Source organism: Pseudomonas sp. xss_2 (genome assembly GCF_043104195.1).
GTDB lineage: Bacteria > Pseudomonadota > Gammaproteobacteria > Pseudomonadales > Pseudomonadaceae > Aquipseudomonas > Aquipseudomonas urmiensis.
Window position 1 is genome coordinate 1 of the sequence record NZ_JBICKL010000011.1, and the last position, 12,693, is coordinate 12,693.

At 60.5% G+C, this 12,693-nt stretch carries 13 protein-coding genes and 1 pseudogene; 7 read left to right on the plus strand and 7 right to left on the minus strand.

The features are described from left to right. Positions 1 to 760 precede the first annotated feature (760 nt). Together ACF8K2_RS01130 and ACF8K2_RS01135 are read right to left on the minus strand one after the other, a co-directional pair. Entirely contained in the window at positions 761 to 1,240 is a 480-nt protein-coding gene (locus ACF8K2_RS01130) for a MarR family winged helix-turn-helix transcriptional regulator (protein WP_392463123.1), read from the minus strand. Positions 1,241 to 1,311: 71 nt separating this feature from the next. Then, positions 1,312 to 2,364: a 2,5-dihydroxypyridine 5,6-dioxygenase gene (locus ACF8K2_RS01135; RefSeq protein ID WP_186553606.1), complete on the minus strand. Its 1,053-nt coding sequence runs from the start codon at positions 2,362 to 2,364 to the stop codon at positions 1,312 to 1,314. A gap of 330 nt (positions 2,365 to 2,694) precedes the next feature. Between ACF8K2_RS01135 and ACF8K2_RS01140 the strand changes: the two genes are divergently transcribed. The 6 genes from ACF8K2_RS01140 to ACF8K2_RS01165 all read left to right on the plus strand — a co-directional run bounded on the left by ACF8K2_RS01140 (position 2,695) and on the right by ACF8K2_RS01165 (position 9,022). Next, positions 2,695 to 3,843 carry an FAD-dependent monooxygenase gene (locus ACF8K2_RS01140; RefSeq protein WP_186553607.1) on the plus strand — a complete coding sequence of 383 codons (1,149 nt, stop codon included), beginning with the start codon at positions 2,695 to 2,697 and terminating at the stop codon, positions 3,841 to 3,843. Next, complete coding sequence (nicD, locus tag ACF8K2_RS01145; protein WP_186553608.1) at positions 3,840 to 4,646, plus strand: N-formylmaleamate deformylase; 807 nt, start codon at positions 3,840 to 3,842, stop codon at positions 4,644 to 4,646. The genes ACF8K2_RS01140 and nicD overlap by 4 nt, the downstream gene beginning before the upstream one ends. A gap of 13 nt (positions 4,647 to 4,659) precedes the next feature. Next, positions 4,660 to 5,412, plus strand: a complete 753-nt coding sequence (locus ACF8K2_RS01150) for an Asp/Glu racemase (RefSeq protein WP_186553609.1) — start codon at positions 4,660 to 4,662, stop codon at positions 5,410 to 5,412. A gap of 14 nt (positions 5,413 to 5,426) precedes the next feature. Continuing rightward, positions 5,427 to 6,068, plus strand: coding sequence for an N-carbamoylsarcosine amidohydrolase (locus ACF8K2_RS01155; protein ID WP_392463126.1), 642 nt, complete (start codon positions 5,427 to 5,429; stop codon positions 6,066 to 6,068). 209 nt (positions 6,069 to 6,277) lie between these two features. After that, a complete protein-coding gene (locus ACF8K2_RS01160) occupies positions 6,278 to 7,591 on the plus strand; it encodes an MFS transporter (protein ID WP_392463127.1) in 1,314 nt (437 codons plus the stop codon). 138 nt (positions 7,592 to 7,729) lie between these two features. Continuing rightward, a complete protein-coding gene (locus ACF8K2_RS01165; protein WP_392463129.1) occupies positions 7,730 to 9,022 on the plus strand; it encodes an OprD family porin in 1,293 nt (430 codons plus the stop codon). Between the two features lie 111 nt (positions 9,023 to 9,133). Here the strand turns inward: ACF8K2_RS01165 and ACF8K2_RS01170 are convergent, their stop codons facing one another. Further along, complete coding sequence (locus tag ACF8K2_RS01170; RefSeq protein WP_186553613.1) at positions 9,134 to 9,304, minus strand: hypothetical protein; 171 nt, start codon at positions 9,302 to 9,304, stop codon at positions 9,134 to 9,136. 234 nt (positions 9,305 to 9,538) lie between these two features. Here ACF8K2_RS01170 and trbK point away from each other — a divergent pair, with 234 nt between their 5' ends. Beyond that, positions 9,539 to 9,784, plus strand: coding sequence for an entry exclusion lipoprotein TrbK (trbK, locus tag ACF8K2_RS01175; RefSeq protein ID WP_186553614.1), 246 nt, complete (start codon positions 9,539 to 9,541; stop codon positions 9,782 to 9,784). Positions 9,785 to 9,868: 84 nt separating this feature from the next. Here the strand turns inward: trbK and ACF8K2_RS01180 are convergent, their stop codons facing one another. From ACF8K2_RS01180 to ACF8K2_RS01195, 4 genes and pseudogenes are all read right to left on the minus strand, one after another. Continuing rightward, positions 9,869 to 10,069, minus strand: coding sequence for a hypothetical protein (locus ACF8K2_RS01180; protein WP_392463130.1), 201 nt, complete (start codon positions 10,067 to 10,069; stop codon positions 9,869 to 9,871). Between the two features lie 168 nt (positions 10,070 to 10,237). After that, a complete protein-coding gene (locus ACF8K2_RS01185) occupies positions 10,238 to 11,038 on the minus strand; it encodes a hypothetical protein (RefSeq protein ID WP_392463131.1) in 801 nt (266 codons plus the stop codon). 931 nt (positions 11,039 to 11,969) lie between these two features. After that, positions 11,970 to 12,312 (minus strand): annotated as a pseudogene (locus ACF8K2_RS01190) (hypothetical protein). Then, entirely contained in the window at positions 12,309 to 12,602 is a 294-nt protein-coding gene (locus tag ACF8K2_RS01195; protein WP_186554871.1) for a hypothetical protein, read from the minus strand. Before ACF8K2_RS01195 ends, ACF8K2_RS01190 begins: the two are co-directional and overlap by 4 nt. Positions 12,603 to 12,693 lie beyond the last annotated feature (91 nt).

Below are 12,693 nucleotides of genomic sequence, written 5' to 3' on the forward strand. Positions count from 1 at the left end.
ACGGCCCTCCGCTGCGCTACGGGTCCCTTCGCACCGGCGCCTTCCGGGCCCGCGCGGCCTACGATTTGCTGCGCAAATCTACATCTCGCGCCTTCGGCTGCGCCGAAGGGTGCTGCGCACCTGGCCCTCCAGACACCTCTGCTCAGCCTCCTGAAGTCGCGAATCTGCGTCGTCTGAACCTGCGCGCTCGAAGATCAAGAGCAGCGAATCGCTGCGCTCTCGCAGAAGCCAAGGCCTGTGTTGTTTGTTCCGGCCTCTTCGCGGGCAAGCCCGCTCCCACAGGATTCGTGGGGTTTCAGTATCTGCGTGGTGTCAGTGCTGGCTCAACGCTGAACTGAAATCTGCGCGGTACCTGTGGGAGCGGGCTTGCCCGCGAAGAGGCCGGTATATCCACCACCCGTGACACTATCGCCAGATAACGCCAGCCCAGTCGCCGCCACTAACTTCGCGACTTCAGGAGGCCGAGCGTAGGTGCCTGGAGGGCCAGGTGCGTTAGCACCCTTCGGCGCAGCCGAAGGCGCGAGATGTAGATTTGCGCAGCAAATCGTAGGCCGCGCGGGCCCGGAAGGCACCGAAGCGAGGGGACCCGAAGCGCAGCGTAGGGCCGGATGGTGGAGCGCAGACCTTTTGGTTACTTTTGGGGCGACTGCCAAAAGTGACCCGCCGTAAGGGCGGAAGGCGCCAGTGGCCGCGCCACAAAGAATGGATAAGCTCCCAAACCAAGAAACCAAGAAACCAAGAAACCAGCCCAACACAACGATCAGCCCGCAACCCCCTCATCCCCATCAATCATCTTGCGCAATAAAAATAAAATCGCCACCCGCTCAGCCGCATTCAGACACCCCATGCTCAGCTCACTGATCTGCCGCGCACAGGGAATCATCGCATCGAGCAACGCCGCCCCACTGTCGGTCAGCTCGCAAATCACCTTGCGCCGATCCCCCGGATCAGGCGACAGCTGAATCAACCCGCGCGCCTTGAGCCGCTCGACGATGCCCCGGATGGTCGCCTGATCCACCGCTGTCGCCTTGATCAACTCAGCCTGGGAACTAGGCCCATGATCGCGTAAGGCGCACAGGGTAACGAACTGGATCGAGGTCAGCTGCGGGTCGCACGCCTGCTGCTGGAAGATCGCCGTATGCCGCTGATAGGCCTTGCGCAGCAAGTGGCCGACCTGTTCGGTAACGTCGTAGGGGGCGGTATCAGGTGCAGCAGTAGCGTTCGCAGTTTTGTTCGACATGTGATGGCTTGGGCTGTGAGGATTGGGCTGGCCGGGGCTCCGAAGAGCGGAGCGCCGGGCCAGTATAACCACTAACGCGCCTTGGACTGCTCAGGCGCAACCACATCCCCGGCCAGGACCACAGCAAGGTCGTCCAGATAGATATCGCAATTGCGCAGCGGTATATCCAGGTGGCACGGGGTCTTGCGCTTGCCGCCGACCTCGGTGTTGGGGCCTGTGGAAAACAGGAAGTTGCCATAGAACGCGCGAGCGTCCATGCACATGCCGTCGTTGCGGTCGTGCAGGCCCATCGCCGTCCACTGCGCACGCGGCTGCAAGCCCCAACCGATGTGGGAGATGCCGTAGACCTCAGGGTCGTTGAAATATTTCATGTAGTCACGCAGGTATTCGGCCTCGAAACCGCCATGGATGCCGGTGATGAAGCCCTTTTCGATCTCCAGGGTAATGCGCTCGCGGCAGTAGTTCTTGAACGGCAGGATGATGTCGCCGACATCCAGCACCAGGGTGCCCTCGGCGCTGTCTTCGTTCGGCCAGGTGAACAGAAAGCCACTGGGCCAGTGGTCCCAACGGCCTGGCTCATCGGCATAGCCGTATTCGGTGACGGCCGGGTACTGGCCAAGCGGCGCATGGAAATCACTGCCGGCCTTGGAACGCACATGCAGGCTGCGCGCCTGTTTGAGCAGGGTTTCAGCGGCCAGCACGCGACGCTTGTCGTCCTCGCTCGGCAGCATGCGCGCCAGGACTTCCGGGGGCTCGACCGCCAACAGGATGCGCGTGCCGGTCTTGAGGATCTGCTCCTGCTCAGGGGAATGCAGCAGCATCATGGTGTCGACGATCAGGTCGGCAGCCTCCAGCGCCCGCTGCGCGGCCAGGTTGCCGGTCAGGGCGGTGTCGCCGCAGTAGGCGGTCATGTCGTTGCCCATCGCCGTGGGGTGATTAAACGATGGCAGCTCAACCGCATACACCTTGGCCTTCAGGCGCTGAGCGGCCTCCATTGCCGCGTTCACCGTACGCGGGTCGGAATAGTGGCTTTTGAGCACGGCGACGCTCTGCGTTTCATCCACACGAGACAGCTTGAGCACGTGTTCGAACATCTGGGTCAGTTCTGCATTGCTAACCGGCATCGGTTTTCTCCTGAGCATGCCTGGATGGGCTCGAGATGCTGCACTGGCGTAGTGCGCGGCGCTTCATCTCGGTGCGAATTAAGAGTGTATACACCCTATTTACCTAGATGAAAGCGCATCCAGTCGACAAGCGCAAGTGGCGCACCAAAACGTTACTATTCCACACACACCCCAGCATTTACGGTGACAAAATGCTGAATGCCACTTTCGATCACTTGTTTGAAATTAATTCATTCGCGCTCTTCCCATTGAAAATTTATAGCGTATACACTCAATTTCATCAGACGGCCGAGCCGCTGAGCACATCACAGAACAAGAGGAGAGATACCTATGCGGGGCAGGCAGAAAATCGCAATCGTCGGTGCAGGTCTGGGTGGCGCGGCTGCCGCCACGTTGCTGCAGCAGGCTGGTTTTGAGGTCGACGTGTACGAGCAGGCGCCGGAATTCACCCGCCTGGGCGCGGGCATTCATATCGGCCCTAACGTGATGAAGATCTTCCGCCGCATGGGGCTGGAGCAAAAGCTTGAGCTGATGAGCTCACATCCGGATTTCTGGTTCAGCCGCGACGGCGTCAGCGGTGACTACCTGTCGCGCATCCCGCTCGGCGAGTTCGCCCGCCGCGAGTACGGCGCCTCGTACATCACCATCCACCGTGGCGACCTGCACGCCCTGCAGATCGATGCGATCAAGCCGGGCACTGTGCACTTCGGCAAGCGCCTGGAAAAGATTGTCGACGAGGGTGACCAGGTACGCCTGGACTTCGCCGACGGCACCCACACCGTGGCCGACATCGTCATCGGCGCAGACGGCATCCACTCGAAGATCCGCGAAGAGCTGCTGGGCGTCGAAGCGCCGATCTACAGCGGCTGGGTCGCCCACCGCGCATTGATTCGCGGCGAGCACCTGGCGCAGCACGCCGATGTGTTCGAGGATTGCGTGAAATGGTGGACCGAAGATCGCCACATGATGGTCTACTACACCACCGGCAAGCGCGACGAATACTACTTCGTCACCGGCGTGCCGCACGAAGCCTGGGACTTCCAGGGCCCATTCGTCGACAGCAGCCAGGAAGAAATGCGCGCGGCCTTCGACGGCTACCACCCCACCGTGCAGAAGCTGATCGGCGCCACCGAGTCGATTACCAAATGGCCGCTGCGCAACCGCAACCCACTGCCGCTGTGGAGCCGTGGTCGCCTGGTACTGCTGGGCGACGCCTGCCACCCGATGAAGCCGCACATGGCGCAGGGTGCCTGCATGGCGATCGAAGACGCGGCGATGCTCACCCGCTGCCTGCAAGAAACCGGGCTGTCCGACCACCGCAACGCCTTCGCCCTGTATGAGGCCAACCGCAAGGAGCGTGCCTCCCGAGTGCAGTCGGTATCCAACGCCAACACCTTCCTCTACACCCAGGAAGACCCAGCCTGGGTCTACGGCTACGACCTCTACGCCCAAGAACTCAAGAGCGGGGAGGCAGCATGAGCAGCTTTATCGCTGGCGGCAACGTCAGCGCCAACGGCATCCGCCAGCATTACCTGCGCTACGGTGGCAAGGGCCCAGCACTGATCCTGGTGCCGGGTATCACCAGCCCGGCGATCACCTGGGGCTTCGTCGCCGAGCGCCTGGGCCAGCACTTCGACACCTATGTGCTGGATGTACGCGGCCGCGGCCTGTCCGCAAGCGGGCCTGAACTGGACTACGGCACCGATGCCTGCGCGGCGGATATTCCGGCCTTCGCGGCGGCGCTGGGCCTGGACCGCTATCACCTGGTCGGCCACTCGATGGGCGCGCGCTTCGCCATCCGCGCCGCCGCCCAAGGCGCGCCTGGATTGCAGCGATTGGTGCTGATCGATCCGCCAGTGTCCGGCCCGGGCCGTCGCGAGTACCCCAGCAAGCTGCCCTGGTACGTCGATTCGATCCGCCAAGCCACGCTCGGCATGAGCGGCGACGATATGCGCGCCTTCTGCGCGACCTGGACCGACGAACAGCTGGCGCTGCGCGCCGAATGGCTGCACACCTGCTATGAGCCGGCAATCGTGCGCGCCTTCAACGATTTTCACGAGGTCGACATTCACCAGGACCTGCCCCACGTGCATCAGCCGGCGTTGCTGATGGTGGCCGGGCGCGGCGGTGTGATCCAGCCGCAGGACATCGCCGAAATCCGCGAGCTCAAGCCGGACATCCAGGTCGTCCAAGTGGAAAACGCCGGACACATGATTCCCTGGGATGACCTGGAAGGCTTCTTCGCTGCCTTCGCTGATTTCCTCGACCACCCTCTCGTCTGAAGGAGCACAAGACATGACCAAGCTGTACCGCATCGGCCAGATCGTGCCGAGCTCGAACACCACCATGGAAACCGAGATCCCGGCGATGCTCCTGGCCCGTCAGGCGATTCGCCCTGAGCGCTTCACCTTCCACTCCAGCCGCATGCGCATGAAACAGGTAAAGAAAGAAGAACTGGCAGCGATGGACGCTGAGTCCGACCGCTGCGCGCTGGAGCTGTCCGACGCCAAGGTCGACGTCCTCGGCTACGCCTGCCTGGTGGCAATCATGGCGATGGGCCTGGGCTATCACCGCCAGTCGGAGAAACGCCTGCAAAAAGCCACCGCCGATAACGACGCGCTAGCACCGGTAATCACCAGTGCCGGGGCACTGGTGCAAGCCCTGCATGTGATGAAGGCCAAACGCATCGCCATCGTCGCGCCCTACATGAAGCCGCTGACCGAGCTGGTGGTCAACTACATCCGCGAAGAAGGCTTCGAAGTGCAGGATTGGCGCGCGCTGGAGATCCCCGACAACCTCGCCGTGGCCCGCCACGACCCAGCCAACCTGCCCGGCATCGTCGCCGGCATGAACCTTGAAGGCGTCGATGTTGTGGTGCTTTCGGCCTGCGTGCAGATGCAATCGTTGCCGGCGGTGGCCAAGGTCGAGGCACAAACCGGCAAGCCGGTGGTCACCGCCGCCATTGCCACCACCTACGCCATGCTCAAGGCATTGGACCTGGAGCCCGTGGTTCCAGGTGCCGGCGCCCTGCTGTCGGGCGCTTACTGAATCGGGAGACGCACATGAGCGACGCACAAAGCGCCAGCGACAACTACCAGGGCGTATGGGGCCAGCGCATCGGCTTCGGGCGCAAGGCGGCCCTGCTGATGATCGACTTCATGCAGGGCTACACCACCCCCGGTGCGCCGCTCTACGCCCCTGGCGTGGTGACGGCTGTCGAGCAGGCCGCCGGCCTGCTGGCCCTGGCCCGTGACTGCGGTACGCTGGTGGTGCACACCAACATCCGCTACCAGCCCCCCCACTTCGCCGATGGCGGGGTGTGGGTACGCAAGGCGCCGGTGATGAAGGACATGGTCGAGGGCAACCCGCTGGCTGAGTTCTGTGAGGCGGTGCTGCCCCGGGCAGATGAAGTGGTGCTCAGCAAGCAGTACGCCAGCGCCTTCTTCGGCACCAGCCTGGCCTCGCTACTGCATGCCCAAGGCATCGACACCGTGGTACTGGCCGGCTGCTCGACCAGCGGCTGCATCCGCGCCAGTGCAGTCGATGCGCTGCAGCATGGTTTCAGAACCATCGTGGTGCGCGAGTGCGTCGGTGATCGGCACAACGATCCGCATGAAGCCAACTTGTTCGACATCGACAGCAAGTACGGCGATGTCATCAGCCGGCAGGAGGCCATGACTCAATTGCAGCGTCTGGCCGGCTGAAACCCGGCCGCCCTTTTGCCCATAACAATTACGCAACGGCGCGGGAAGCCCGTTGCATGACCGTCCGCTGTGCAGACGGCCGCCCCGCAGGAGCGCTCGGGGCCTTGTGACGCTGCCCAGAAACGTCGCGTATAGTGCGCGGCGCGCCTGGAGCGTCGAAAACTGCTGGCCTAAAAACAACCACAAAGTCGCCCGCCAGGAGACAGGAAATGCCAATTGCGAATGCAACCACGGTCCACGCTGAAGTCGACCAGGGTACTCAAGCGCTTTACCGCAGGATCACCTGGAGGCTCATCCCCTTCCTGTGCTTCTGCTACCTCGCAGCCTATCTGGACCGCATCAACGTCGGCTTCGCCAAGCTGCAAATGCTCGAAGACCTGCAGTTCAGCACCGCAGCCTATGGCCTGGGTGCGGGGCTGTTCTTCGTCGGCTATATCATTTTCGAAGTGCCGAGCAACCTGATCTTGCAGCGGGTCGGCGCCAAGCTGTGGATCGCCCGCATCATGATCACCTGGGGCCTGCTCTCGGCCTGCACCATGTTCGTCACCAGCACCACGCAGTTCTACATCCTGCGCTTTCTGCTCGGCGCGGCCGAAGCGGGCTTTCTGCCAGGGGTGCTGTTCTACCTGACCATGTGGTACCCGACCTACCGCCGCGGGCGGATCATTGCCCTGTTCATGATCGGCCTGCCGCTGTCGAGCGTGATCGGCGGGCCGATCTCTGGCTGGATCATGGCCCACTTCGATCAGGTCCACGGCCTGCATGGCTGGCAGTGGCTGTTCTTGCTCGAGGCCATCCCCAGCGTGCTGCTGGGCATCCTGACGTTCTGGGCGTTGCCGAACAACTTCCAGCAGGCCAAGTGGTTGTCGGATGACGACAAGGCGCAGCTGGCAGCGGACCTTGCTGCCGATGATGCCGAGGGCAAGGGCAGCAAGCACAGCTTCCGCGATGGCTTCTTCAACCTGAAGGTGTGGATGCTTGGCGGCATCGACTTCTCGATCCTGCTCAGCGCCTATGCCATGGGGTTCTGGATGCCGACCTTCATCCGCGATGCCGGCGTCAGCGACACCTTCCACATTGGCCTGCTCACGGCGATCCCGAGCCTGGCCGCGCTGCTTGGCATGCTGATGATCGGGGCCAGCTCCGACCGCCATCGCGAACGCCGCTGGCACATCATCGTGCCCTTCATCATCGGCGCGATCGCCATGGCCAGCAGCACCCTGTTCAGCCAGAACCTGGTGATGACCGTACTGCTGTTCGCCATCGCCTCGGCGGCGATCATCGGTGCCGTGCCGGTGTTCTTCAGCCTGCCGGCGACCTTCCTCAAGGGCACGGCGGCAGCCACCGGTTTCGCCCTCGCCTGTTCACTGGCCAATATCGCAGGCTTGGTGAGCAACTCGCTGATGGGCATGGTCACCGACCTGACCGGCACCTCCCATGCGGCGCTGTGGGTGTTCGCCCTGTGCCTGCTGCTCAGCTGCTTTTTGGTGATCGCCCTGCCGGCGAAGCTGGTCAACCGCTAACGGTCCAGCGCTTCGCGTAACGGCAGCGCAAGCGGGCCTGCAGCCCGCTTGCCGATCCCTTTCAACGCACCCCCCGTCGTGGACGACCGCCAGGTCGCCACGCAGGGTTGCTGTTGCCTGAATTCAGGAGTAGCTCACATGCAAGGTCACACCCATCAACGCTTAGCCTGCACCGCACGCCTGACTGGCGGTTGTCTTGCCGCCGCCCTGTGCGCCGAAGCGACGGCCGAAGAAGCCGGCTTCATCGAAGGCGCCAAGGCCACGCTACAAGCACGCAATTATTTCTTCAGCCGCGACTATGCCGATATCAAAGGCAGCAGCACCCAGTCGCGCACCCAGGAGTGGGCTCAAGGCTTTATCCTCAATGCCAGCTCCGGCTACACCCAGGGCACCCTGGGCGTCGGCATCGACGTCACTGGCCTACTCGGCTTCAAACTCGACAGCAGCCCTGAGCACGCCAAGTCCGGGCTCTTGCCCAGCCTTGAAAGCGGCAAGTCTGCCGACAACTACAGCCGCCTGGGCGCGGCGATCAAGTTCAAGCTATCGCAGACCGAGCTCAAAGTCGGTGAGCTGATGCCCAACCTGCCGGTGCTGCTGTTCAGCGACCTGCGCCTGCTGCCGCCGACCTACCAAGGCGCGATGCTCGAGTCACGCGAGTTCGCCGGGCTGACCTTGAGCGCCGGGCAGTTCCGCTCGACCAGCCTGCGCGACTCTTCCAACAGCCAGAAGATGTATGCGCTGGTCAACGACCCGATCAATCCGGCACGTCTGGCACGGTTTACCAGTGACCGCTTCAACTACGTCGGCGCCGACTATGCCTTCAACGACAACCGCACCAGCGTCGGCGTGTGGCAGGCGCAACTGGAGGATATCTATCAACAGCGCTTCTACAACTTCAAGCACGCCGAGCCGCTGGGTGACTGGACACTGGGGGTTAATGCCGGCTACTTCGATGCCCGCGAGGATGGCCGCCAGATCGCTGGCAAGTACGACAACCATGCGCTGTTCAGCCTGTTCTCGGCCAAGACCGGCGGGCATACCTTCTACGTCGGCTATCAGCAGATCGGCGGCGACGACGGCTTCATCCAGGTCGGCGCCAACACCAACCCGATGGGCAACACCCTGCCCACCTACGAGTTCTCGGCGCCGGGAGAGCGCTCATGGCAGGTGCGCCATGACTACAATTTCGTTGCATTGGGGATTCCGGGGCTGACTTCGACCCTGCGCTATGTCCAAGGGCGTGATGTAGAGACTGGGCTGGGCTTCGAGGGGCGTGACCGTGAGCGCGACCTGGACCTGGCCTATGTGGTCCAGAGCGGGCCGTTGGCCGGGCTGGGGGTGCGGCTACGCAACGTTATGGCACGTTCGAACTACCGCACGGATATCGATGAGAACCGGTTGATTCTGAGTTATACGGTCAAGCTGTTCTGAATGGGGCGAGGCTGGGGCCACCCGCAAGGCGCTCCAGCCTGCCCAGCGGCGCTGATCACCAGCGCCTCCCCTTCAAACCGACACGCCGCCTTGATAAGGCGGCGGCAGGTTTCATGGCTTGAAGCCCTTGTCTTTGCTCCGATCAGGCGGGCTGATGTTCCAGAAGTTCTCGCTGGCCTCTTGTTGCTGCTTGGCCTTTTTTTCGGCTTCCGATTCCCAGCAGCCGCTGAGCGACAGAGCAGTGACGGCGACGAGGATTGCGCCGATGAGGGTGCGCTTCATGAGGTTCCTTCCTTGGAAATGGCCGGGCGTTATATCAAATATCGATTTGCAGCGCAAAACCCTGCACCAGCGCCTTGCGCTAATACACAAAAATCATCATCCCGGTATTGTCGGCACTACCGGAGAGTCGCCAGCCATCGATCAAATTGGTTAAGCTGGCGCGTTATGTGTCGCCACTAAGATGAGCTTCACAACCAGAGACCTCCACGTTTGCGCAAGAAGGACCAAGGAAATATGGATATTAAAGTTGTTCAGCTGACCGCAGCGATGGCAATGGCTGCGATTCTGGCCGGCTGCTCAGAAGAAAAAGTTCCTGAGCCAACCGCGGATAACTGCGCACCTGAGATGTACGAGCAGAACCTGGCGAGCCTTTCGAAAGAAGCCAATCGCAACGAATTCATCGCCAACTGCAAGAGCTTTCTTGCGGCCAAGAAGATGACCGAGTGGACGTTCGAGAAGAGCCCGGAAGGTAAATACTGAGTCAGCCTGTCGCCATTCGATCCGATGCAAAGAGGAGCCCAACGGCTCCTCTTGTGTTTCTGCAACGAGCGTATGTCAGTGCCCTCACCATCGGCCTGCGAGGTAGAACATACCTCCAGCAAAACAGCTGATGAAAACGCCATCGAGCACATCGCCGGCAGTACCGCACCCCGACAGATAGGCTTCGACCTGCACTGCCAGGAACAACATGGCGAGCAAAAGAACGACGCCCATAATACGCCGCTGAAGCTTGAACCTGGCCTTCTCAGTTCCGAACCACAGCATACCTGCCTCCTGCTCTAATCCCTCTACACCCCCACGCAATCTCGAAATCCGCGGCGGATAGAAATGATCTTACAAGGGGAAACATTGGGTTTGGCGATAGTCGCAGCCTTGCAACTTCTGCAACGCACGCCAAACCCTATGCAAAGAACGGCTCAAACTAACCGGCTATCAGATCTTCGGCTTGACCGCCCTTGCTTGCTCGTCTGCCAGTTTCTGTTTGCGCTCAGCTTCTGCCTTGGCATCGCCAGCAGCCAGCTCATCAAACATCGACTTGGCATCAATGATCGACACAGTGTAGTGAGGCACCATGTCGTCACTTTGCGTCGAAGCGCCAACCGAGATGATTTTGCCGCAGTTTGGGCTGAACGAACGCGGGGCGCTTATCGACACGCCCGGGATATTGCTGCTGCGAGCGCCGCCCTGGCAAGGCGCCACGCCAGAGCCAAACCACTGTTTGCCGTTGCGGTCGTATTGCCAGTTGAAGCCGAGCCCCATCATGTTCGAGGTGCTGGAAGGTTTACCGAACTTTTCCGTCAGGGCTGCCTTGAGCGCGTCGATCTTGATACGCCCGCCTTCATCGAAGCGCTGAACGCGAGCGATGAACCAAACCTTGCCAGACTCGTTCTGCAGCGCTGCAAACTCGTCGGATGGCCCGCCTGCATTGGTGGTGCCAGTCCATGGCATCCGGTCGTCCGTCTTCGCCGTGACGCCAGCTTCCTGGCCGTTAGTCAGCATCAACGAAGAAATTTTGTAGTCGGGATTGGCCTTGGCAATGGCGGCCTTGGCTTCAGCCAACGAGGAACCGATGACCACGCCTGAAATATCGTCTGCGGCCAGGGTTGCCGTGCTTGCGAGGGCGGCAAGAGTCGCGGCGGCTAAGACACTTAACCCCTTCAGATGAGCGTTTTTGCAAGCCTTTTTCAGTACTTGCGCGTCGTTATGTTCGTTTGCAACAACAGCCAATTGCATGAGACCTCTTCCTGAAGTCGATTGAAGGACGCAAAAGGTATCACATTGTTTCCATTTGCAAAGAGCGAGAGCCTCGGCCGCTCCAGATGCGGCCTAAGCGTCGAGCGGGGCTAATCTTACTCAGCTTCGGACTCTAGGCATCCGCTGAGCATTGCAGCGCCGAACAAGGCCAGCATGGAGAGTGCGAGGGAGCGAATCCTTGAACGATGAGCCTGACTCAATTCATTGCGCACGGTTGCGCTGCTCGCTTCGCTTTCGAATATACGAACGCATCATCCTGCGTTGAATCCAACTGATAATAATGACTTGCAGTGCAATGCAGAGAACTATGAATACACCCCTGGCCGCTTTGCTCCATGGGAGCTCAAAGGACAGGGCGATCCATAGAAACATCAAGCTTCCTTGAAAAAACAGGCTCATCATTGAAGCTACAAAGAAATTAAACCGGGACCAGCTCTTTGGGACGAACTCCAACGGGCCCATGCAAAAGAGAACGATGCCGAAGGGCATACTAAACACGACCAGGAGCGTACCCAGGTCTACGTACCGGAGCAAAACGCACCATACGGCGAACCCTACCAAAGCAACTGTGCGCCAACGATTAGTCATCAGTGGCGAAAGCAGCGGCTTCAATCTTTTCCGCCACCCCATCATCACTCTCCTTGTTTGGTGGTGACGAAGAAAAGGCCACCCATAAAAAAATCCAGTCACCGTTAAGTGACTGGATTCTTTAGGGATTTTTGGTCGGGACGGAGTGATTCGAACACTCGACCCCTTGCACCCCATGCAGCGGACTAAAGCAATGTAACTCACTGAATTAAAAAGAATTTACCATAAATTATATGCGACAAAATGTGCGGTTTTTAGTCGTTTTGCAAACGGAAACTCGCGGCCTCCAGCCTGGGTTTTGCGCAAGAATATTCACCACACACTACTCGTGAAATCCCTTCTCCGGCGTTCTGCCGACAGCCAGCCTATCCATCAGCAGGCGGCTCTTTTCCAAAACCTTTGATTACCTGCCTATCCCACTCTGCCTCTGACTCGTACTCGAAAAGGCCCATAGCGTAGGCCTCTTCGTGATCGTTCAGGCCATACAGACGAGCCGCCTCGGCAAACTCAAGCATCTCGCTGAGCTGATCGGCATCAACCTCTCGGCGCCGATGCGCGGCCATGGCCATCGCGCAGAGAACAGCGGCCCGTCCATCCGGATCGGTTGCCAGTGCAAACTGGTCGTTGAGCTCATCTAGCCAGGCTCTTGGCAGTCCGCTGATCATACCGTCCGGCACCACCACGACTGCGCGTACAGCACGCCGTCGATATCTTCCAGGCCGTTGATGTTGATTCCGAGCTGGGCCATGCCGTTGACCTTTGCATCGTGCAGCCTAGGAATGATGTCGGGGCCAGGCGCCGAGTTGAACACCCAGGCTTGTGTCGATACGCGGCCAAGCGGCTCGCTGTGGTGATCTCCGATATGAATGTCGGCTCGCAGTGCCTGGACCTTCCGAAGCTTTTCTGGAGGAAGGGCTACACCGCGCTCGCGCCGCCGAACGATGAGGAAATACATAGAACACCAATACTGTATATCGATACAGCGTTCCACCACTGAGCACCGCTACCGCGCCAGTACCACTCGGCGGACTATGCTTAGGTGCTCA

Coding starts and splice junctions, on each gene's coding strand:
- nicD (WP_186553608.1), top strand. CDS start 3,840: ATGAGCAGCTTTATCGCTGGCGGCAACGTCAGCGCCAACGGCATCCGC.
- ACF8K2_RS01160 (WP_392463127.1), top strand. CDS start 6,278: ATGCCAATTGCGAATGCAACCACGGTCCACGCTGAAGTCGACCAGGGT.
- ACF8K2_RS01180 (WP_392463130.1), bottom strand. CDS start 10,069: ATGCTGTGGTTCGGAACTGAGAAGGCCAGGTTCAAGCTTCAGCGGCGT.
- ACF8K2_RS01195 (WP_186554871.1), bottom strand. CDS start 12,602: ATGTATTTCCTCATCGTTCGGCGGCGCGAGCGCGGTGTAGCCCTTCCT.
- ACF8K2_RS01165 (WP_392463129.1), top strand. CDS start 7,730: ATGCAAGGTCACACCCATCAACGCTTAGCCTGCACCGCACGCCTGACT.
- ACF8K2_RS01140 (WP_186553607.1), top strand. CDS start 2,695: ATGCGGGGCAGGCAGAAAATCGCAATCGTCGGTGCAGGTCTGGGTGGC.
- ACF8K2_RS01135 (WP_186553606.1), bottom strand. CDS start 2,364: ATGCCGGTTAGCAATGCAGAACTGACCCAGATGTTCGAACACGTGCTC.
- trbK (WP_186553614.1), top strand. CDS start 9,539: ATGGATATTAAAGTTGTTCAGCTGACCGCAGCGATGGCAATGGCTGCG.
- ACF8K2_RS01150 (WP_186553609.1), top strand. CDS start 4,660: ATGACCAAGCTGTACCGCATCGGCCAGATCGTGCCGAGCTCGAACACC.
- ACF8K2_RS01155 (WP_392463126.1), top strand. CDS start 5,427: ATGAGCGACGCACAAAGCGCCAGCGACAACTACCAGGGCGTATGGGGC.
- ACF8K2_RS01185 (WP_392463131.1), bottom strand. CDS start 11,038: ATGCAATTGGCTGTTGTTGCAAACGAACATAACGACGCGCAAGTACTG.
- ACF8K2_RS01170 (WP_186553613.1), bottom strand. CDS start 9,304: ATGAAGCGCACCCTCATCGGCGCAATCCTCGTCGCCGTCACTGCTCTG.
- ACF8K2_RS01130 (WP_392463123.1), bottom strand. CDS start 1,240: ATGTCGAACAAAACTGCGAACGCTACTGCTGCACCTGATACCGCCCCC.